This is a genomic window from Candidatus Aminicenantes bacterium (assembly GCA_011049425.1).
Taxonomy (GTDB): Bacteria; Acidobacteriota; Aminicenantia; order UBA2199; family UBA2199; genus UBA876.
The window spans coordinates 1-22030 of record DSBM01000019.1 but is presented as its reverse complement, the minus strand read 5'-3'; the positions used below and the strand labels follow the sequence as shown (position 1 = coordinate 22030).

General features: G+C 57.2%; 19 protein-coding genes and 2 tRNA genes. 1 reads left to right on the top strand and 20 read right to left on the bottom strand.

Annotated features, from left to right (window positions below; all coding sequences use genetic code 11):
* Window positions 1-185 precede the first annotated feature (185 nt).
* From ENN40_01460 to ENN40_01450, 3 genes are all read right to left on the bottom strand, one after another.
* Window positions 186-1094 (bottom strand): phosphate butyryltransferase, encoded by a 909-nt coding sequence (locus tag ENN40_01460; protein HDP94009.1) that lies wholly within the window; start codon window positions 1092-1094, stop codon window positions 186-188.
* Between the two features lie 54 nt (window positions 1095-1148).
* Window positions 1149-2222 (bottom strand): butyrate kinase, encoded by a 1074-nt coding sequence (gene buk, locus ENN40_01455; protein HDP94008.1) that lies wholly within the window; start codon window positions 2220-2222, stop codon window positions 1149-1151.
* Window positions 2223-2299: 77 nt separating this feature from the next.
* Window positions 2300-2375, bottom strand: a tRNA-Arg gene (locus ENN40_01450).
* Between the two features lie 145 nt (window positions 2376-2520).
* Between ENN40_01450 and ENN40_01445 the strand changes: the two genes are divergently transcribed.
* Window positions 2521-3258 carry a hypothetical protein gene (locus ENN40_01445; GenBank protein ID HDP94007.1) on the top strand — a complete coding sequence of 246 codons (738 nt, stop codon included), beginning with the start codon at window positions 2521-2523 and terminating at the stop codon, window positions 3256-3258.
* 173 nt (window positions 3259-3431) lie between these two features.
* Here ENN40_01445 and ENN40_01440 read toward each other — a convergent pair whose 3' ends face one another.
* From ENN40_01440 to ENN40_01360, 17 genes are all read right to left on the bottom strand, one after another.
* Window positions 3432-4874 (bottom strand): tetratricopeptide repeat protein, encoded by a 1443-nt coding sequence (locus tag ENN40_01440; protein ID HDP94006.1) that lies wholly within the window; start codon window positions 4872-4874, stop codon window positions 3432-3434.
* A complete protein-coding gene (gene hflX, locus ENN40_01435; GenBank protein ID HDP94005.1) occupies window positions 4760-6010 on the bottom strand; it encodes a GTPase HflX in 1251 nt (416 codons plus the stop codon). The genes ENN40_01440 and hflX overlap by 115 nt, the downstream gene beginning before the upstream one ends.
* Complete coding sequence (gene miaA / locus ENN40_01430; protein ID HDP94004.1) at window positions 6003-6950, bottom strand: tRNA (adenosine(37)-N6)-dimethylallyltransferase MiaA; 948 nt, start codon at window positions 6948-6950, stop codon at window positions 6003-6005. The genes hflX and miaA overlap by 8 nt, the downstream gene beginning before the upstream one ends.
* A gap of 67 nt (window positions 6951-7017) precedes the next feature.
* Window positions 7018-8136, bottom strand: coding sequence for a DUF4388 domain-containing protein (locus ENN40_01425; protein ID HDP94003.1), 1119 nt, complete (start codon window positions 8134-8136; stop codon window positions 7018-7020).
* Between the two features lie 9 nt (window positions 8137-8145).
* Complete coding sequence (locus ENN40_01420) at window positions 8146-9609, bottom strand: amidophosphoribosyltransferase (protein ID HDP94002.1); 1464 nt, start codon at window positions 9607-9609, stop codon at window positions 8146-8148.
* A 373-nt stretch (window positions 9610-9982) separates the two neighbouring features.
* Window positions 9983-10291 (bottom strand): RNA-binding protein, encoded by a 309-nt coding sequence (locus tag ENN40_01415; GenBank protein HDP94001.1) that lies wholly within the window; start codon window positions 10289-10291, stop codon window positions 9983-9985.
* Window positions 10292-10439: 148 nt separating this feature from the next.
* A tRNA-Ala gene (locus tag ENN40_01410) sits at window positions 10440-10513 on the bottom strand.
* Between the two features lie 89 nt (window positions 10514-10602).
* The gene (locus ENN40_01405; protein HDP94000.1) at window positions 10603-11589 is read right to left on the bottom strand and encodes an adenosine kinase; all 987 of its coding nucleotides are present in this window, start codon (window positions 11587-11589) and stop codon (window positions 10603-10605) included.
* A gap of 53 nt (window positions 11590-11642) precedes the next feature.
* Window positions 11643-12011, bottom strand: coding sequence for an aspartate 1-decarboxylase (locus ENN40_01400; protein ID HDP93999.1), 369 nt, complete (start codon window positions 12009-12011; stop codon window positions 11643-11645).
* A 3-nt stretch (window positions 12012-12014) separates the two neighbouring features.
* Window positions 12015-12860 (bottom strand): pantoate--beta-alanine ligase, encoded by an 846-nt coding sequence (locus ENN40_01395; protein HDP93998.1) that lies wholly within the window; start codon window positions 12858-12860, stop codon window positions 12015-12017.
* 46 nt (window positions 12861-12906) lie between these two features.
* The gene (locus tag ENN40_01390; protein HDP93997.1) at window positions 12907-13545 is read right to left on the bottom strand and encodes a hypothetical protein; all 639 of its coding nucleotides are present in this window, start codon (window positions 13543-13545) and stop codon (window positions 12907-12909) included.
* A gap of 53 nt (window positions 13546-13598) precedes the next feature.
* Window positions 13599-14390 (bottom strand): 16S rRNA (cytidine(1402)-2'-O)-methyltransferase, encoded by a 792-nt coding sequence (gene rsmI, locus ENN40_01385; GenBank protein HDP93996.1) that lies wholly within the window; start codon window positions 14388-14390, stop codon window positions 13599-13601.
* Between the two features lie 7 nt (window positions 14391-14397).
* Window positions 14398-15213, bottom strand: a complete 816-nt coding sequence (locus ENN40_01380; GenBank protein HDP93995.1) for an NAD+ synthase — start codon at window positions 15211-15213, stop codon at window positions 14398-14400.
* On the bottom strand, window positions 15206-16039 hold the full coding sequence (locus tag ENN40_01375) for a hydrolase (protein ID HDP93994.1): 834 nt from the start codon (window positions 16037-16039) through the stop codon (window positions 15206-15208). Before ENN40_01375 ends, ENN40_01380 begins: the two co-directional genes overlap by 8 nt.
* Before the next feature lie 45 nt (window positions 16040-16084).
* Complete coding sequence (locus ENN40_01370) at window positions 16085-18481, bottom strand: hypothetical protein (protein ID HDP93993.1); 2397 nt, start codon at window positions 18479-18481, stop codon at window positions 16085-16087.
* Between the two features lie 15 nt (window positions 18482-18496).
* Entirely contained in the window at window positions 18497-19420 is a 924-nt protein-coding gene (locus tag ENN40_01365) for a phosphatase PAP2 family protein (GenBank protein ID HDP93992.1), read from the bottom strand.
* Window positions 19421-19451: 31 nt separating this feature from the next.
* Window positions 19452-21752 carry a M23 family metallopeptidase gene (locus ENN40_01360; protein ID HDP93991.1) on the bottom strand — a complete coding sequence of 767 codons (2301 nt, stop codon included), beginning with the start codon at window positions 21750-21752 and terminating at the stop codon, window positions 19452-19454.
* Between the last annotated feature and the right edge of the window lie 278 nt (window positions 21753-22030).

Below are 22030 nucleotides of genomic sequence, written 5' to 3'. Positions count from 1 at the left end.
CCGAAGTGGTGAGCGGTGACCTGTGCCCTCTGGGTATTTGTGCCCGAAAGGGTACTCTCATGCAGCCTTATCATTTTTTCAAATATGCATAACCCCCAAACCCACACAAAATGGAAGAGAACCCAACTTTTCAACTTTCATTATCCAAAAATCCGTATTTACATAAAAACAAGCACCGTCCCCAGTTAGATGAGGGCGGCGGCGAGGACGATGGAATAGTACTTGGAATCGTCGTCGTCCGCGCGGGAGACCAGCACTGCGGGGAAAGGCGCCCCGGTCACAATGGCGGCGAGTTTGGCATCCGCAAAGTAGGTGCAGGTCTTATAGAATACGTTGCCGGTTTCAATGTTGGGGAAAATCAGGATGTCAGCCTGCCCATCCACTTTGGATTCCAGTTTCTTGATCTTGCAGGCCCGCTGTGAAATGGCCACATCCATGGCCAGGGGGCCGTCTATGCGGCAACCCTTGATCTGGCCGCGGTCGTTCATTTTGGCAAGCAGGGCGGCATCGATGGTCGCGGGCATTTTTTCACTGACTTTCTCGTTCGCCGTCACAATGGCCACGCGCGGATTTTCAATCCCCAGCCGGGCGGCGATCACCTTGACATTGTAATTGATCATGGCCACTTTCTGATTTAAATCCGGATCGGGAATCATGGCCACATCGGAAACAATGAGCAGCTTGTCGTAAGCGGGCATTTCCAGCACCGTGGTGTGAGACAGAACCGCTCCCTTCTTCACCAGGTTGAAATCCTTGTTCAGAATGGCCTTGAGGAAATAGGGCGTGGAGATCAGGCCTTTCATGAGAAAATCGGCCTTGCCGTCCAGGATCAACTGTACCGACACCAGGCCGCTCTTCCTTTCATCCACTTCGTGTACGATATCAAAAGAATCCGCGTCGATATCCAGATTTTTACACATGTCGCGAATCAGGGGTTCATCCCCTACCAGCACTGCTTTCACGATGTTTTCACTCACTGCGCGATCAACGGCTTTCAAAACGTCTTCTTCCTGGGCATAAGCTACGACCACGGTTGGCGTCTCTTTGGCTTTAACCAGAACCTCCATTTCTTCAAGGGTTCGAATGGGTTTCATGATTTATCTCCTGAATGCTCGATTCCGTCTGTATTCGTGATCATATTAACGGGACTACAATGTCCAGTCCCGCGCCGCTTCTTCTCCATTTAACACCCGCAGCCCTCCCAAAGCCAGGGAGCGCATCTCGTCCTCGCCGGGCAAAACGATGGTGGGAGCCAGAAAATCCGTGCGTTCACGGATCCATTCCACAAAGCGCTTGTCAAAAGCGATTCCACCGGTCATGACGACCGCGTCCACCCGGCCGCTCATGACCGTGGCCATGGCACCGATCTCTTTGGCCAAGGTGTAGGCCATCGCCCGCAGGATAAATTCGGCCTTTTCATCTCCCTGATTCACCCGGCGCTCGACTTCGCGCATGTCGTTGGTGCCCAGGTGGGCAACTACACCGCCCTTGCCGGTAATGCGTTTTTTGAGCTCGTCCCTGGAATACTTTCCGGAAAGAACCCATTCAATCAGGGGCCAGGTCGGTACGGATCCCGCCCGTTCCGGGCTGAACGGACCGTCACCGTTCAGGGCGTTATTGACATCCACAATGCGTCCCCGTTGATGGGCGCCGACGGAAATACCTCCGCCCATATGCGCCACCACCAGGTTGCACTCGATATAGGATTTTCCCAACTTACGGGCGGCTTCGCGGGCCGCGGCCTTCTGGTTGAGTGCGTGCAGAATGCTGACCCGTTTGATTTCCGGAACACCGGTTACTCGGGCCAGGTCCTGCATCTCATCCACCACCACAGGGTCTACGATAAACGCCGGGATATCGGCGGGGCGGGCAATGTCAAGGGCAATCAATGCGCCGAGATTGGAGGCATGCTCCCAGTTGGACTCGCGCAGGTACTTCACCATTTCGTCGTTTACGCGGTAGGTGCCGGACTCCAGGGGAGGAAGCAGGCCGCCGCGGCCGACTACCGCCGTGAGTATGCTGGTATCGAAATCGTTGTCTTTCAAGAAATCCAACACCAGGCGGGTGCGGAACTCTTCCTGGTCGATAATGCGGGCGAATTGTCCCAATTCAGTGGCGGAATGAGACAAACCGGCGTCAAACAACTGTTGATCGTCTTTGAATACCGCCAGTTTTGTAGAGGTGGATCCAGGGTTGATGGCTAAGATTATCTCTTGCTTCACACTATAATATACCTGAAATCGGCTTTGATTTCAAGGCTTTTCCATTATTGACTACCTTTGCGTTAAAAAAAACGGAATGGCGCGCCTGGCAGGAGTCGAACCTGCGACCCTTGGTTCCGGAGACCAATACTCTATCCTCTGAGCTACAGGCGCGTGATGAAGATTATAGCAGAAAAGCCCGCGGCGAGAAAGTCCCGCGTTATTGAGCCACGCTTTGGCTGTTGACTTACATATCGCAAAGACGTACCATTGAGCCAATCCACGGGTCACTTTCCCGGGATGAATCACAGGAGGAGAAATGAAAAAACTCGTACTGGCTATTGCGATTCTGGCCTTTACCGCCGGCCTCGCCCAGGCGGACATCTACATCAAGCAGAAAACCCACACCGATGAAGTCACCATGATGGGACAAACCACTCCCGCCAAGGATCAGGACACCGTGCAGTGGATCGGCAAAAACCGTTTCGCTTCCCACATGGAAGCCCAGTCCGTCATCATGAACCTTGAAGAGAAGATGATGTACATGGTCAATCACCAGAACAAGAGCTACATCCCCATGCAGCTCCCGGTTGACATGAGTGACTACATGCCGCCCGAAGTCGCCCAGATGATGAAGTCCATGATGGGCTCGATCACCGTCAAGGTGACCCCCAACAACGAAACCCGGACCGTTGCCGGCCTTCCCTGCCGGGGCTTCGATGTGGACATAAACATGATGATGATGAAAATGAAGATGAAGGTATTCGCTTCCGACAAGGTCTCATTCGACTGGCAGAAAGTATCTGAGCAGATGATGTCTGAGATGCTCAAGGCCCAGATGCGCCTCTCCGATGAAGCGGTTCAGGAGATGCAGAAGGTCAAGGGGTATTGGATGGCCATGGAAACCATTGTAAACGTAATGGGCCAGGACATCCGCACCACCATGGAGGTTACGGAAATTACCGAGAAAGCCCCCCCGGCGGATGCGTACGCCATCCCGGAAGGCTATACAAAGAAAGACAAGTTTACGATGGGTGACCTGCAGCAGCAGGGATAACCCGTTTTACCCAGAAATGGACAAGGGCAGATCCTTCGGGGTTTGCCCTTTTTTTTAGGGAGAGAGTTGGAGAGTTGGAAAGTTGGAGAGGAAAAGCTGCCCCCTGCTTTCCCTTTTCAACTTCGTTCCTTTTCAACTCTCCAACTCACCTCTGATTATCCAAAAATCCGTATTTACATATTTACAAGCACCGTCCCCAGTCTGCGGCGGATCTTCAGGATGGAATTCAGAGCGGCGATGGGCGTAATGTCTTGGGCAGGACGGAAACGCCCCTCCCCATCCAGTTCCATCAGGCTGGAGTTGATCATGAAATGGATCACGTCATGCTGGTTGTGTACGGGCAACACATCGGATGCTTGCTGAAGATCTCTGCCGGAGGAAAGATCCAGCCTGATCCCCTGGTTTTCCAGGTGCATGATCAGGTTGCGCATTACCACTGCAAAACGCGCCCGGGTTATTTTCAGACCCTCCTGATTGCCGACACCAAAAGTGTGATCCGGGCGCAAGTCCATGATACCCAGGCTGCACAGCTTGACAATGGCTTCGCGGGCAAATGAATGCTGGATGTCGGTAATGATCTTTGGCGCGGCATTCATCACCAGCTCGTCTGAAAAGTAATGCCCGAGCAGGGCGGCCAACTCTTCGCGGGTTAAATCCGTTTTGAAATAGATGTTTTTAAGGCGCACAGGCATATCGGTTTCATTAAAGCGCATTTTCAGAGCATTGATGCGGTTGAGGACGTCCAGGTTGCCGGGATCCTTTTCCTGGAGACGCCGATAGACCAACAGGGCCTGATCATACTGATCCTTCTCCTCATACAGTTGACCCAGTTTTTGCATGGCTTCCAGGTTTCCCGGCATGGATTCAACGATGTCGCGATAGACTTCTACGACCTGATCTCCTCCTTCCTTCTTTTCCAGATACTCCGCCAATCTTTGCTTGAGGGCCGGCATATCCGGAGAGTAATAAAGGGCTTTCTCCAGAGCGACGCGGTAATCCGGTCCCAGGTTGTCGCTCTGTTCCAGCCGGTCCGCGATACTTAACCACTTTTCGGTCTGGCGGGAACGGATCTGTTCATGCCGCAAGTGAACCCATGGATTATCGGGAAATTCGCTGCGCAGACGCGAGTAGATTTGGAACGCTTCGCGCATGTCGCCCTGGTTGCGGTGGTATTCGGCCATTCCCAGGCGGGCCGAGGCGCTGTCGCTGTTCAGGGTCAAAGCATCCCGGAAATTTTTTCGGGCCAGGTCCAGGTTACCGCGAACCAGGTAAACGAAACCGAAGGCCACGTACAGGCGATCCTCGTCGGCGCGACTGCGGCGGAACATATCCATTGCCTTGCGGGTATCTCCGGATCGCAGCCGTTGCCAACCAGCGGTGTAGGCTTCATCCACGCCTACTGCCGCGGTTTCCAGGCTGGGGATGCTGACTTCAGTTCGAACGCGAGGCGCACCGACGCAACCGGCCAGCAGGGCAAACGCGACGATCAGGACCCAGAATCTCATGGTTGGCCTCCTTCCAGACTGTCTTTGTATTGTAGCATTTTTTCCGGCCGGCATAAAAGCGTCACTTCCACGCTTGTTCCCAGATCCCTGCGCTCCAGCACCAACGCCCATTTCTCAAGCGCGGTCATGTTGAAATCCACACGCGGGATGCTCAGGGTATAGCGCTCCATGTCGGCAAACCAACGGTCGAAAATTTCCCGGCGCAACTGGTCAACGCCTGCCCCGGTTCGGGCCGATACGCGCAACCCATCTTTGCGTTGGGATTCACACGCGGACCCGGCCAGCAAATCGATTTTGTTGACCACGTTGATTACCCGGTCGCGGGACACGCCGATCTCATCGAGCACCCGCAACACTTCGTGTTCCTGAAAATCGGAATCATGCGCGGCGCCGTTCATGATGTTGAGCAGGATGTCCGCGTGCACCACTTCTTCCAGGGTGGCGCGGAACGAACGAAAGAGTTCCGCCGGCATGTCGCGAATAAAACCCACCGTATCCGACAAGAGGAAAAAGCAACCGGGCTGGATATCAGGCAGGTCCACCCGTCTCAGCAACGGATCCAGGGTTGAAAACAAGCGTTGAGACACGATCACTTGCTCTCCCGTCAACCTGCGGAAAAGGGTGGATTTGCCGGCGGAAGTGTATCCCACCAGGGAAACCAGGGGAACCGGGCGCTGGGCGCGGGCCCGGCGTTGAACGTCGCGATCACGGATCACTTTATCCAGCCGCCGGCGCACCACGCCGATGCGATCACGGATGCGGCGGCGATCGGATTCCAGTTTGGTTTCACCCGGACCCCTGGTGCCGATTCCTCCTCCCAGGCGGGAGAGTTCCACACCACGGCCGGTCAGCCTGGGCAACATATAAGTCAACTGCGCCAATTCCACCTGAAGCTTTCCTTCCAACGAACGGGCACGCATGGCGAATACGTCGAGGATCAACCTGGTGCGGTCAATCACGCGACACCCGAGTTCCGACTCCAGGTTGCGTTGCTGGATGCGGGACAATGAATTAAAAAAAACCACCAGGTCCAGGCTTTCTTCTTGAACGCGTGCGGCGATTTCACGCACTTTTCCCCGTCCCATCAAGGTGCGGGAATCCGGGGAGCGGCGTCGCTGAAACAGGCTACCCGCCACTTCCCCGCCGGCACTTTGGGTCAACTGCGCCATCTCTTCCAGAATGGAGCGGATCTCCAGCAGGGGACGCTGGGCGGCGAACATCCCGGCTACCAGAACGCGCTCAGCCATGGGTCAACTCCTCTAACCGAGTCCAAAGCAAATCAAAAACCTGTTCCTCCTGGTCCAGTGAAAACCAGTGGATATCCTTTTCGCGGCGGAACCAGGTCAACTGGCGCTTGGCGAGTTGCCGCGAATGGCGCTTGATGCGTTCAACGGTCTCTTCCCAATCGCATTCTCCGTCCAGGTACGATGCGATCTCGCGATAACCGAGCGCTTGAAAAGGCGGACATTCCGGGGGATAACGCCGCCGCAACCGGCAAACCTCATCCAGCAGACCCCGCTCCAGCATGCGCTCGACCCGGGCGTCGATACGCGCGTACAGGAGCGAACGCTCCATGGTCAAACCGATGCGGAGAAAGCGGTACGACTGAAAAGGCGTGCGGCTCTGTTTGAATACCTGACTGGGGGGGGCTCCATGGTTGTAGTAGATCTCCAGGGCGCGCATGATGCGCACACCATCACGCGGGTTTACGCCGGCGCCGTATTCCGGATCCACCGCTTGCAGGCGCCGCCAAAGCAAATCCAGGCCCTGTTGCGCCGCCAGTTTTTGCAATTGCCGGCGGTTTACCACGCGAGACGGGCTTTGGGGGAACAGGCCACGGATCATGGTGCGCAGATAGAGGGCGGTGCCGCCACATACCAGGGGCAGTTTGCCTCGCTTCCGGATCGCTTCCGCGGCGGCGAAAGCGGTTTCCAGGAAGCGGGCGGCGTTAAACTGAGAGCAATCCCCCACCACGTCAATCAGGTGGTGGGGTATTCCCTTACGGCCGGACAGCGGCAGCTTGTCCGTGCCGATATCGAAATCCCGGTAAACCTGCATGGAATCCGCCGAAATCACTTCGGCGTTGAACTTTTGCGCCAGAAGGAGCGCCAGCCGGCTTTTTCCCACCCCGGTGGGGCCGAGGACCTGGACCAGGACGGCTGGGAATTCAGAAAGGCGTTGAGTCATGCCAACCAGGCAGCCACCAGGATAACCAACAGAATGAAAGCCACGATCATGACCTGGCGCCGCCGGGCTATTTCCCGTTGCGATTCAGCCATTTCAGAATCTGTTGTTCAACTTCGACTCCCAGGTGGCGTTTCACCGCGTAAATCTGCGCGTACAGAATCTCTTCCAGGCCACGCAGAAACTCCCCGATGGCGCGCTCAAAATCCTGGTACCATAGCGATTTCAATACCGGTTCTTCTTCCAGGCCGCCGCCGGCACCCAACTGCGCCCGTCGCAGACTGGCCGGCAGGTTGTCGCTGATCCCGGTTATGGCTTTCTGCAGGATCGACAGCGCAATCGGTCCGATCTCTTTGGAAAGCACGCGGAACACCATTTCATACTTCTGGTTGTAGTAATTCAACGCATCTTCAAAAGAGTTAAAGGAAGTCTGCTTTGCGGAAATTTTTGAACGCTGATGCGAAATTTTTTCGTCCGGGGGACGAGTGGATACCCACTCCGCGGCCAGCAGCATGAACAAAATACGCCGGGTATGGGGAGCCGGGAAAAAACTGTTCTTTACCACTTTCTCCAGGTCGCTTTCGCGAATCAACAAATCCAGTATATGCCGCTCGTAGGGGTTCAGCACAAGGTCTGTTTGCGGGGTTTTTTTGTATATAAAGAGGGCACGCACCCCGGCCAATTCACGCTGGATGACAGCCGCATTGCGCATGCGACGGATTCCCTCTGCAATGGCGGCGTGCAGAGAGAGATCGAGTGAAACCCATGCCGGCGCGGTGTCCGTTCCCGTGGTCACGCTGTAGGTTCCTTTCTCGCTATCAAAGCAGCGATAGAGGTGAAACAACTGATAATTGGTTTCCCATTCCCAGAACACTTCGGGATCCCAGAAATCCAGGTTCATCATGGCGCGGCCGAAGGGGATGGATTCGAGGGACATGAGTTCACGGGCCCGTTCCAGATTTCTTCCTTGACTGAGCACGCCCTTTTCCAACAGCCACTCATCAATGGAAGCGACATCCGGGTGCGCAAATACACAGCGGATGCGTCCATTCAGAATATGGATGGTCACGCCGCCGTCGTCCGCATCCACGCGCAACGCACCGTCAATTGACTCACGCGACATGTGGTGCAAAACCCGTGGCAGGCTGACTTCGTCCAGCCGGCCGTAAAGTGGTGAGAATTCAGCCATTCGCCGCAGTTACCCTTCCCGGACCAGGGCATGCTGGGCGTCCCGTTCCGCCTCGATCGTGTCGAGCATGCGCCGGGAAATATCACCGGTGGGATAATGTCCTGTGAAACATGCCTTGCAGAAATGGCGGATCTTGGGATTCTGCTTGCGCACCGCCCGCTCCATGGTGTCCAGATCCTGATAGATCACGGAATCCGCGTTGATCTTGGCGGCGATCTGTTCGGGAGTGGAATTCCCGGCCACGAACTCATTACGGGTTTGCATGTCGATGCCGTAAACGCAAGGATGGGTCAGCGGGGCTGAATAGGAGGTGAAGTGGACCGAACGTGCCCCGGAATTGCGCACCATCTGGATAATGGAACGGGAAGTATTGCCGCGCACAATGGAATCGTCCACCAAAAGAACGTCTTTGTCACGGAACACCTCGGCGATGGGGTTGAGTTTATGTCGAATGGAAAGCTGACGAACGGGATCTCCGGGCATGATGAATGTGCGCCCGATATAGCGGTTTTTAACCAGTCCTTCGCGGTATTTTACTTTCAGTGCGTTGGCGATCTCAATCGCGGCGGCGCGCGCCGAGTCGGGAACGGGTACCACCACGTCCACTTTCAGTTGCAGGCGGCGGATCTTTTTCCCCAGGCTGCGCCCCAGTTCCACCCGCGAGGTATAAACGTTGATGCCATTCAGGTAGGAATCGGGCCGCGCGAAATAGATGTATTCAAAAATGCATGGACGAAAAGGCTTGCGCGAAATGCGGCTTTCGTGGACCCGGCGGTCGCGGTCGATAAAGATCGCGGATCCGGGTTCCACGTCACGCATCCGGGAGAATTTCATGGCGGCCAATGAAACGCTTTCAGAGGCAAACGCGTACGCCGGAACCATGCCGTCTACCTGGGTACCGAAAAGCAGGGGGCGCAAGCCGAACGGGTCGCGGAAAGCGACCATCCCCAGATTGGCGATGTGAATCACCACCGAATAACTGCCCTTGACCCGGCGGTACACGTAGCGCACGGCATTAAAGATCACTTGCGGCGTAATCGGCCGCGTGCGGTAAGCCTGAAGGTAGGTGGCGAAAATGTTGAGGATGGCCTCCACGTCACAGTTGGAGTTGGTCAGGATATGGTTCTTTTCAAACAATTCACGTTTGAGTTCGGAAAAATTCGTCACGTTACCGTTGTGGGCCGCCGCCATGCCGAAGGGATAGTTGATCCAGAACGGCTGGGCGTCCTCTACCGAGCCTTCACCCACGGTCGGGTAGCGGGTATGGCCCAGGCCGATGTGACCCCGCAAACGCATGATGTTGCGCTCATCAAAAATATCACGGATCAAACCATTGCCCTTTTTGATGTGGTAGCGACCATCATATGTCAGCATGCCGGCGGAATCCTGGCCACGATGCTGAATGGTCAGCATGGCGTTATAGAGTTTGCCGACTACTTCCTCGTTGTCGTATACACCAATGACGCCACACATGGTTTAACCCCCAATCAGAAGCCCTATTATTACTTTCACAGGCCCAAAAGTCAAGGCGGAGCAATTACTCAGCGCTTCAAGTGTCTGAACAATGACCAAAGAAAAAGCAATCAAAAAGCTCTTCACCATCAGCTTTATCGGCTATTGTAGATAGCAGAAGGTAGGGGTTTCTTGGCAGAACTTATAGAAATTAGAGAAATCGGCCAGGGGCCAGTGGCTATGGAAAAGTGAAAAGATAAATTTAATAAACTTCTTCCCTTTTCAACTTTACAACTCTACTTACACGTTTACAAGCACCGTCCCCGGTTTTGCAGGGAGAAGCTGGACCGGGGCCCCCGGAGGGCCCCCGATCGTGTTTAAAATTCAGCGCAGATTAATAGCGGTCGTAACCGCCGCGGTTGCCGCCGAAGCCGCCACCACGGGGGGGCCGGTCACCGGCCGGGCGGGGCCGGGCTTCGTTGACACGCAGGGCGCGTCCGCCCATTTCGCGGCCGTTCATTTCATCAATGGCTTTCTGGGCCTGCTCGGGATCGGTCATTTCAACGAAACCGAATCCCTTGGAACGCCCGGTGAATCGGTCCGTGATAATACGCGCGGATTCGACTTCACCAAAAGCGGAAAATGTTTCCCGAAGTTCATCTTCGGTCAGTTCATACGCGATGTTTCCGACATAAATATTCATACTGTTACTCGCTCCGTCGCCGATTGGATTGGATTTCGGAGCAGCGGTTCCCGGCGACCCGGAACCGTTCTCCGACGACATTCTTGCAGGGTATGCCGTCCCTTGCCTGTTCTCTCACTTCGGGATTCATGGCCTGAAAAGGTCTGACTTGTGGAGCCAAGCAGAGTCGAACTGCCATCTCAGCGTTGCGAACGCTGCGTTCTCCCATTGAACTATGGCCCCACGAATTAATCCGTCAAGGACAAACAGGACTTTGATTATATCGCAAAACCGCTGCCGAGGCAACGGCAAGGTTGGTTGGCTATCGCCCACTATGTCCGCCCGTTCTCGATTTCCGCCACTTCCATCTGGATGGCGGCCCATTTTTCCGGGCCCATTTTGGCGCCCACCACTTCCACCACGCGGCTGCCGAGCAATGAACCGATACGGGCGCAGGTTTTCAGGTCGTGGTTCTTGAGAAGGGCGTAGAGGAAACCGGCGGCGTAAAGATCGCCGGCCCCCGTGGTATCCACCACGCGGGCGGATACCGCATCCACCCGGATTTGTTCTTTTCCTTTTTGCACCAGCGAACCTTCGGGCCCGACCTTGACCACCGCGAGGCGAGCGCTCTGGTTCAACACCTCAACCGCGCGGCGGGGATCGCTTTCTCCGGTAAAGACCCGCGCTTCATCTTCATTGGCAAACACCAGATCCACGTATTCCCGGGTCATGCGGCGCAGAAACTCCAGGTTATCGTCCACCGTATTGTGGGACGCCAGATCCAGAGAGACGGTGCAGCCAGCCCGGCGAGCCAGGCGGAACGCGGTCTCCAGTAAAGCGTGGTTCTGTACCAGGTACCCTTCGACGTGAAACACGGCGCAATCACTGAACATCTCTGGCGCCGGATCTTTGGCATCCAGTTCCACCGCGGCACCGAGATGGGTGGCGAAGGTACGCTCATGATCCGGAGAAATCAACACCATGCAGCGCCCGGTTTCCGCTTCACCCGTAAACAGGTGGGTGTGGACACGGCGCCCTTCCATATCACTGCGGAAGAATGTGCCCATTTCATCATCCCCCACCTTGCCGATAAATCCGGTGGGCCGGCCCAGGGTGGCCAGGCCGTTGATGGTGTTGGCTGCTGAGCCGCCGGCCGATCGTTGCACATCCATGGCCTGGATTCCCAGCATCACATCATGCATGCCCACACGGTCAACCAGTGTCATGGTACCCTTTTCCAGTTTTCCCAGTTCGCTGTCGCTGTCGAGGCGGACAAGGATGTCCACCAGGGCATTGCCCATTCCCAGTACTCGCTTCATTGTAATGATTTCTCCTTATGGTGTGTGGTTCGGTAATTCCACTGTTTTGCGGTTTATATGCGGCGATGGACCGCTTTGGTAACGCGGTTGTCTGCTTCCATCAACAGGATCACGGCGCTGCGCGAGTCCAGTTCACGCTCATCAATCAGGGCGTAAGCCGCAACGATAATGCGGTCACCCGGTTTCACCAGGCGGGCGGCGGCGCCGTTCAATTCAATGCTGCGTGAACCCCGGGGTGCCTGGATCACGTAAGTGGTCAGGCGGTTTCCATTGGTGATGTCGTATACGTCAACCTGCTGATTTTCCCGCAGTCCGGCGCTGTCCATGATCTCTTCGTCTATGGATATACTGCCCATGTAGTCCAGGTTGGTTGCCGTCACCGTGGCCTGGTGAATCTTGGATACCATAAATGGAATCAACATCTATCATTCTCCTACTATGAAATTGTCAATCAAACGGGTGGTGCCGACACGAACCGCCGCGGCCACCAGCGTACTTTCGTCGGGGCGAACCTCTGAAACCGGCTGCAAATCATCCAGGTTGACGACTTCAACGTAATCAACCGTGACACCGGGAAATTGAGAGATGCGATTCTCTATTTCCCGAGCCAATGCGCCGGCGTCCCGCTCTCCGCTTTCAATTCGTTTGCGGGCGGCGTCCAGGGAGCGGGGCAGAATCAAGGCCCGCTCGCGTTCTTGTGGACTCAGGTATTGGTTGCGCGATGACAGGGCCAGTCCGTCCGCATCGCGAACAACAGGCAGGATTCTCATCTCAACGTCCATGTCGAGGTCGCGGATCATGCGCGCGACCATGACCGCCTGCTGGGCGTCCTTGCCCCCGAAATAAACCCGGTCCGGACGACAGATTCCCAGAAGCTTGGCCACCACGGTCAACACACCGCTGAAATGACCGGGGCGTTGCCGGCCGCACAGGTGGTTACCCAGAATCTCTTGATCGATCCGGGTCACGAATCCGCGCGGGTACATTTCCCGCACGGTTGGGGCAAAAGTAAAGTCCACCCCGGCGGCTTCCAGCACGCGGCAATCCCGTTCCAAGTCGCGTGGGTATCGGTCCAGGTCTTCGTTGGGACCGAACTGGGCGGGGTTCACAAAAATGGACACCACTACGCAGTCATTCTCGCTTACAGCGGCGCAAACCAGGCTCATGTGGCCGCGATGCAGGCAGCCCATGGTCGGCACCAAACCGATTTTGCGGCCGGCAAATGGGTTCAACCGCCTTCTCAGGATCTTGATTTCCTTTATTACCTTCATTCAGGTCACTTTGACAGCACCCGCGATTCCTGCGGTCTTTTGATTTTCAGAGCGGGGCATAGTACCGGGTTCCCAGGCGGTGGTCGCGGATTTCCCGCAACAGGCCTTCCATTACATTTTTTTCCCTGATGTCCAGTTTTTCCATGTTTACAACCAGGAGGGGCGCGCTTTTAAAGTTAAAGAAAAAGTAGTTGTAGGCCTCAAAGAGCTCGCGCCAGTATTCGCGGGGCACATCGCGCTCCGCGGCCGAGCCGGATTCGCGGATACGGCGCATCATTTCCGCAAAAGAGATCTGCAGGTAGACCACCATGTCGGGCTGACAGACCTGGTCGGAAAACAAGCGAAAAATCTTTTTGTAGATATCCAACTCCTCGTCCCCCAGTAACTGGTGAGCATAGATACCATCACGGAAAAAAATGTAGTCGCTGATGGTGGTTTTCTGAAACAATCCTTTCTGGCGGATCTGAATCTGCTGTTCGTAACGGTTAAGCAAATGGATCAATTGGGTTTTTAAGAAACCCTCCGTCTCACCCCGTTCCAGGTCGGTAAGAAACTGGGCGCGGTAGGGATTTTCCGTGTTGTCCAGGATCAGGCGCGCATCCATGGCTGCAGCCATGCGCCGGGCCAGTTCCGTTTTTCCGGAACGGACCAATCCGTCCACCGCAATATACCTGTAATCAGCCATGAAGCCGCATTATACCACCATTGCCGGATGCAGACAAAGCCCCGTTTGCCCGCTCAAGACGGTGATTTGCGCATCCACGCGTCACGGACCGCAGTGCGATCCAGGTTGAAACGCTCTTCCAGCAGGCGCAGGATCTCTTCACGGTTGGTGACTGTGACCTCGCCGCTTTGTGCCTGGCCGTCGGCATATCCGCCCACGACCAGCACCATCTCACCCAGCATGGGCTCGCCTTCCAGATCCTGCGTGTGCGTGGCCAGGTTGCCGCGAACAACCGATTCGTGTTTTTTGCTCAGTTCCCGCGCCAAAGCAAAAGGCCGGTCGCCGAATACCCGCAACAAAGCCGCCAGCAGATCCAGGATGCGGCGCGGAGATTCGTAAAAAACCAGGGTGAACGGCTGGGCGGCCAGCGTGCGCAAGTTGCGCTCCAACTCGTTTCTGCGACGCGGCGGAAATCCCAGAAACAGGAAGCGATCCGCCGGCAGGCCCGAAACGCACAAAGCCGGCACGAACGCGGTGGGTCCGGGCAGGGGCACAACGGGAATACCCCGAGAAATGGCTTCCCTGACCAACAGGAAACCCGGATCCGAGATCACCGGCGTGCCGGAATCGCTGATCAACGCGGCCGACTCCCGCTGCAAACGTTTGAGAATGGCCCCGGCTTTGGCCTTTTCCCGCGGGCTGAAATAACTCATCACCGGCTTGGCGATGCCCAGATGCGTCAGCAGGCGGGCGGAACGTCGGGTATCCTCGGCCACGAGAAAGTCCACGCTTTCCAATACCTGCACGGCGCGGCGGGTGATGTCGGCTGGATTGCCGATGGGAACCGGAACGATGTAAAGGCTCATTCCGCGACTATCGCTTCCAGTCGCGCGGGTAGCGGAAATCGATGCCCACGGACCGGTTCTGCAACTTGGCCACGGGCGGCATGACGCGCTTGAACTGGGAGCGAACGATCATATCTTCGACCCGTAGCACGGTTTCGCGCTCATGGCCCAGGGCCACGACTTCATCCACCCGCAACCGCTCTTCAACCCGGTGGAAAAGGATGCGATCAAGCTCCTTGTAGGTCAACCCGATTTCGCCTTCGTCGGTCTGCTGGTCCCACAAATCGGCTGTAGGGGGCTTGTTGCGGATTTGTGCGGGAATGTCCAGGTGGGCCGCCAGGCCGAACACCTGGGTTTTGTACAGGTCACCCAGGGGCAGGCAGGCCGCGGCCGAGTCACCGAAAATGGTGGAATAACCGATCAGGATTTCACTTTTGTTTGAGGTGCCGATCACCAGCGCGCGGTAGCGTTCGGAATGATCGAACAGGACCATCATGCGTGCCCGGGCGCACAGGTTTCCCACCTGCACGGGATTGTCCGTGGGGAATGACTCCAGGTAGGCATCCACCATGGATGTGATCTCTACCGTCTCTGCTTTTACTTCCAGTTCCCGGCAGAGTGCCTGGGCGTCGGCCGGGCTTTGCGGAGAAGAGAGGCGGTACGGCATGAACAGCGCCCGGGTATGCCGCGGGCCCAGGGCAAGGCGGGTGAGACTCAAGGCAACAGCGGAATCCAGCCCCCCGGACACACCCAGAACGGCGTTTTCAAAGCCGTTCTTGTGGACGAAATCCCGGATAAAGCGCACCAGGACCGCTTCAACCTGCGTATAATCCAGTTCAATCATGGCTGATTCGCTCCAATTCGCGGCGGATCACATCCAGGCGTTCATCACGGCGGTAATTACCGGAGAGCCGCGCGCGCCGGACAGCTTCCAGATCCACTTCCACATCCATCTCCGCCTCGTCCAAGTAAGGGGCACGGGTCTGAATACCTTTGCCCGCGGGAGCGAAAAAGGAACCGCCTCCGAAACCGATACCGTCTTCAAAGCCGGTGCGGTTCACAAACAGATAGTTCTGGTGGTAAAAAACGGAGTGCACGTAACCCATGTTTTCCCACAGGGAAAAAGAGGAAAACCCTGCCTTTCCCATGCCGCGGAAAGGGCTGTTGGATATGCCGATAACCAGGTCGGCGTTTTGCAGGTAGTACAGCCAGGCGTTCACGGGAAAAAGGATCTCGCGGCAGATCAAGAGGCCAACCGTGAATCCCCCTACCGGGAAAGTGCGGAATTCCTCACCCGCCGAATAGAGCATCCGCTCCTCGAACATGCCGAAATTGGGCAACTGGACCTTGCGATGGCAATGCAGCAATTTCCCGGCGGAAAAGTAAAGCGCGCAGTTGTGAATGATTCCGGCGGGTTCTTCCAGCGGCGCGCCCACCAGGACATCGATATCCCGGCTGATTTGCTCTAAACGGGAAAAGGTTTCATCCCCTTGGCGCAGGCACACATCGAATACGATATCCTGAAGTTGATAACCCGTCAGGCTTAATTCCGGAAACACCACCAGGTCGCAGCCGGCTTCGCGGGCACGGCGGATGCGGATTTCGTGCTCATCCAGGTTGGACTTAAGATCACCCAGCCAAGGTGAGAACTGCACGGCCCTGATTTTCATACCCTTAATATATCACAGCCGGGGAAGCGGCGGCAAGCAGCGGCATTACCAGGACATGAGCAGGGAGACGCGCAGGCTGCGGGGGATCTGCAACTCCATGGCATCCCGTGAACCGCCGGAAAACACGTATTCAGACAACTCGCTGCCGAAATCGAGCAAGTTAAACACGGCGGCACTCAATACGGTATCCGTCCCCAGCAGGCGCATGCGCCAGTTGAGCTGCACGCTGCAATCGGACAGGTAACACTCGCGCGGGCCGCCCTTGCGGCCGCGGCTGTCTTCGGCGCGGATCGTCTGCAGGAGCAGGACGCGCTGACCCTCTGTTTCCACGGCATCGATAAAGGCAAATGGATTCCCGTCGCGGTACTTCATGGTGATTCCCAAAGACAACTTGCGGGCCAGGTTGAACACGGTGTAGATGCGGGCCACGAACGCCCGGTCTCCGTCCAACCTGCCGAACGCGTTGAAACGCGCGTTCGGCCCCGCCTGCCATTCCGACAGGGTGCCCAGGTCGTTGGCGACCGCACCGTTGCCGAAGGGAGCGCTGCCCATGCCCATGTGGGCCATGAAAGAAAAGGAAAACAACCAGCCGCGGCCGCGCCCGCTGACTGCGAAGCGAAACTGGGCGTAAAAGGGATCATCCTCAAAACTGGTGTTGTTCAGGCTGTAGGCCTCGATGGGGCGGTCGAGCAGGTAGAGCAGTCGCTGGTCCACCATTTGCAGATGCCCGTATTGTGCGGCGTAATCCACGCCGAGCAGGCCGCGGAAACGCTTCAGCATGCCGCTTACATCCAGCATCCACCTGGCGGAAATCGGCGTCGAGAACTCCAGAGCCAGGCGCTCCCGCCGGGGCGCTTCCAGGTCCGGGTTCACCACGTGGGCGGGGCCGCCGGTCAATCCGTACATGGATGCGGCTTCCCGGAGTTGAAAAGCCCCGTCGTTGTTTGTGTCCGAAACCCAGTGATACACCAGCCCCAACGGCCGCCGCAATTCAAGGAAACGCCCCACATCCGGGGTGATTTTTACCGGCGAAGCGCCAAGTGCCAACCTGAGGCGGGTACGCCGCCCCGCTTTCCACAAAAACCCGACATCCCAATCCGCGCTCCACCATGAAAAATCACGCTGCGTGGAAACGCCGGCGAGTCCGCTCTGAACCACCCCGGCCCGGCCGTTGAATACCAGGCGGGGAGAGACTTCCAGCCGGCCGATCACACCGGCCTGGTGATTCCACACCCGGTGACGGTAGCGGCTTCCCGCTTGCCAATCGATTCCCAGCCAGGGTTGATCGGCAAAAACCATTCCCGTTAGCGCCGGGGCCACCTCTTCCCCGCTGTTCCATACCTGGCGCGTTTCAGCCATCAGCTCCAGCCCGAATGCGGCGGAACGCACCAGCGGCAAACTACCGTTAACAGCGGCCGTGACCGAGGTCAAATCCCCTCGCTGCCACTCCGGCCACATGCCGTCGCCGTCGTTGTCCATCATCTCCTTGATGAAAGCCGCACCGGGCAGGCGGGATTCAGATTCCACCAGCAGGTTGGCGCGAACTTGCGCCCCTTTTCGCACTTGCCATTGCATGCCGGCCATGAAAACAGCGCGATCCAGGTCCGCGACCTCCTGGGGAAGCCGGCCCAATTCGGCATCCAGCGCCGATCGCCGCACCAGGTTGACGCCGGTGTAAAGGTCCAGCCCGTTTCCCGAAACCCGGCTGCGATAATGACCCAACCCCAGTACGGCCCGCCCGGATTCGTTAAAGGTCGTGTCCCGCTGGTTGAAGTCGTTGAAATCCCGCTCCCGTTCCATGGCGCCCAGGGACAGTCGCAGCACACCTTTGCCGATTTGTTTCTGCCAGCGACCGGAGACGTTCCAGGCGCGGTGAAAGCGGCGCCGGGTGGAATAGAGACGGTCCGCGCGGTTGTAGGCGTGGTTGAGGATCATGGTTTGCGCGCCCGGGCCCAGGCCTCCCATGTCGGGAAACACTCCGGAAAAGAGCAGCCGGCTGCCGTTTGCGCCCGTCGGGGTGGCATCCATGTGGATTCCCGCCTCGGTTTCAGCGGGGAAACGGCTGACGATCCTGTACTCGTTCACCGCGGCCAGGGGAACCATGAAACCGGGAGCGCCGGGATTCAGGGCCGAGGTGGTGTCAGCGCCTGCATAGCGCCATTGCACCTGGTTGGCGGGTTCACCGTCCACATACACCCTGGGATTGTCCAGCAGGGCGAATCCGTTGCTCTCTTCCACCATCATGGTGGTGTCGGCGGCGAAGTTTTCCAGGAAACTGGTATGAAAGCCGGCGCCCGGCAAGAGAAAAAGCAGCTCACCGCCCAGGGAAAAGGGAGAAAATTCCCAATCCTGTTTGTCGTCTCCGGCAAAACTTTTGCCGGGCGCAACCACCAGCAGCGCGCAGGCAAACCCAATCATCAGGTTGCGGATGGGAATATGCATGTTGCCTCCGGGAAACTAGAATAAGATGCGGACGCCGATGCCCACGCCGTCGCGGTGGATCACGGGCGCGATCTGGAAATTTTTGGAACGCCTGCGGATTACGAAGCGGGAGATGGCATAGCCGATGGCGGCGCCCACCACCACGTCGGAGATCCAGTGCAAATCATCGGTAATCGTGGCCAGCCCGCCCAGGGTGGCCAGGGAGTACGCCAGTACGGGAACAACCACACTCTTGCGGTACTGGTGGGCCAGGACAGTGGCCAGCGACCACAAGGTAATGGTGTGCCCGGAAAACATGGCATCGTAATGAGACCACTTGCCCTCTTCGTAACGCTTGAAAAAGCCCGCCGGTCCGGCCCAGCGGTCCTCTCCCCCAAACGCGGACGGCCGTGCCCTGCCGGTCAGGTGCTTGACCACCTGGACCACGACAAAGGAATGGAGCATGGCCTGCAGGGCCAGGTAGCCGGTTTCCTTGGCATGGTCGTTACGGGTCAGGGCGCCGGTGACCCAGATGGCTCCGGCCAGGGCAAAGGGATATCCCTGGGCCATGTCCGACAGGAAAGGAGTGGCCTTGTCCGCCCATTCATGTTCCGCCTGAAATTCCTTGATGTCGCGGTAAATGGCTTCATCGTTGTGAATCAACACTCCGGTAAGCGCCAGCAGCCCCCCCCACACCAGCAGGTCTTTAGAGGAAGCGCGGAACGGAGAGGACCACAATCGTTTTTCATCCTGCCAGAAATCGCGAAAAAAACGGCGTTTGTTTGAATCCGATTCCGGATCGGCATGATCTTCGCGATCGCGCGCTTTTGCTTTCTCATCCGGCGGAGCTTCTGTTTGTTCCTGAACCGGGTGAGCGCCGCTCTCAGCGGCCAGGACGGCAAAGGGTTGAAACAACAATATAACGGCCAGGATCCAGGCCGTGTGTTCAGCTTTTTTCATGGGCCTATGGTAATCGAACTGCCGCCGCGGGTCAACCACTTTCCTGTGCGGCAGCCGCGATTTCCCAGTTCCATGTACCCACGGCGTGGTTTCGGGCCCGGTCAAGGCACTCCACCCGCATCCGGTGCTTCCCGGGATTGAGTTTCGGGGGATCCGGGAAGAGTACCCAGCGCCGATCGGGATCGTATTCCGCTTCCACCACGTGGTTGTCTATGCGCACCATTACCGAAAGGTCATCCACGCCCGTTCCCTTGTCGGTAATGATAATGCGCGGCAGTTCGGACCCGGCGACGCTGGAAAAAGATATGTTTGGGGGCAGGTTGTCCCGCAGCAGGGCATACGTTCCCGAAACGCGCACCCGGGTGGTGTAACGATGGGTTCGTGAATCCAACCGGGTGGGCACGTAGTTCCATTTTTTGCGCCGCGAGTCCCAGCGGAAAATCGCGGCCTGGTGGGGATCGGCAACCTTTGAGGTGAATGTGTACTCGACCCGGTCCAGGAAAGCGAAATGGCGTGGCTTTAGGCTGACCTGGGAAGAAAGTAAGGGAAAGGGCGCGGGATGGGAACGCTGCTCCGCCAGCATTAAACGCGGCGCGCGCACTGTGCCTGGCTGGAATCGGGCGGAAAAGTCATTCCATTTGAAATGCGCCTGCTTTCCCGGCACCAGGCGCACAACGCGCAGGGTTTCTTGAACCATGGAGCGCAAAGAGCCGTTCTTCTCGAGGGCGAATTGCAGCACCAGCAAATGCTCGGGAGCAGTTGAGGCGACTTGCGCCACAACCCCTTCCATGGAAAAAACCAGCCCGTCCAGGCTGGAAAAGGGCGCTTTCCAGGCGGCACCCGCCATAGCCGGGCGCATGCGCAGGATTTCTTCACCCAGGATCGGCTCTCGCACCCGGATCAGAACGGTATCGCCGGTTATCCAGGGGTTCAGGTTGACGCGATCCATTTGTAACGGATCTTCCGTGGCAACGCCAAAGCGCTTTACAGCGTATACGGTATCGCGGGTGACGCAGCGGACTTCCAAGACCCGCGCGGGATGCGGCTCCGCCAGTTGCAGGCGTTGCGGGAGAGGCCGGGATATATCCAGTGGAAAGGTCGAGATCTCGCGTCCGCTATCATCAACCAGCACAAGGTCCACCCGCTCCGCGCCCGGGGCGTCGACCGCCTCAACCTCGACAAACAGCCACGTCCCGCTCCTTTCCTTTTTGCCGATGCGCAAGCGGGGTAGTGCGCGAATTTCAATCGGCACCACACCGCGGCTGCGGTTGGCGAAATGGTCTTCCCACTCCACTATCACCCGGTGGGATCCGGGCCGGCAAGCGGCCAGTGCTCTACTCAGACCTTTTCCGGAGGACTCCAGATTGTAACCGGGCTGGGCGAACAGGTTAAAATAGAAGTTGCCGGGAGAGGATTCGCGCATGTCGTACACAAACCCCAACTGATTGTTGTCTTCCCAGGTGAAACGCGAGAACACCAATTGAAACACCAACTCGTTGTTCAGTTGCGCCGACACCCGTTTCGGGGCCACCGGGCGGCCGCTGTCCGAGATATCACGTCCGCCGCTGACCACGTCCACCTCGCCTGTGATCACGATCGGGCGGGAAGGAGTGTAAACTCCCCGGCCCGGTTCAAGGGGAACGCGGAGCTCCCCCACCCTGCCGTTTGCCGTGCCGTCCGCCCGCGTGCGCAGGATCAGCGCATCCAATTCGGGTGCATTGCGATCCTGGAAACCGGCCCGCACAAGGGGGAACGGATTCAGCTTCGCCCCCGTTTTATCGCGGATCTCCAAATGTAGGTGGGGAAAACCTGAACCTGTTTCGCCGGACCAGCCGATCAGCTCACCGGCTTGCACGGGTAGCGGCGGATTGAGTGCGATATTGCCCACATAACGCGTGCCCAACCTTTGTTGCCGGCGTTTCAAGATTGCTTCCAAGCCTGGAGCGAAGCGTTCCAGGTGAAAGTACAATGAGGTGTTTTTGTCATGGTGGCGCAGGTAGATGCCGCGGCCGCCGCCCCGTCTCACCATGCGCAACGTTACCACGTTTCCGTCGGCAATGGCGTATACCGGCAGCCCGGTTTGTTGAAAGGTGCGAAAATCAACCCCGCCATGGAAATGGCCGGAGCGAAAATCCTGGAATGCGCTGCTGAAACCGTTGTGGCGCTTCAGCGGGGATTGGTAGGGCGGATCGTCCTTCTCCGCCTGCGCAAGCAAAGGAAACCCCGGCAAAAGGACAAGGACCGCAAACATCCATATAATGCATTTGCGTGGATTCTCCATTTCGGGCTGATTGTAGCACAAACTGGTGCTGGGGACGGTGCTTGTAAGCATTTAAATACGGATTTTTGGATAATCAAAGTTGAAAAGAAAGGTTCTCTTCCATTTTATGTGGGTTTGCACGTCACTCTGGTTTAAAAAGGGAAAGGCCTTTGAAGAGTACCCTTTCGGGCATAAATCACCGCTCACCACTTCGGTCCGGACCCATTGCGGTCTTCGACGGCTTAAGATGGCCATGGTGGATGTTCGGGATGTTTCCGAGGCCATCTTTCGTCTTCGGGGAGTACCCCTCAGCCGACCATTCCGTCTCAGACCATGGGTCCCCGGAACCT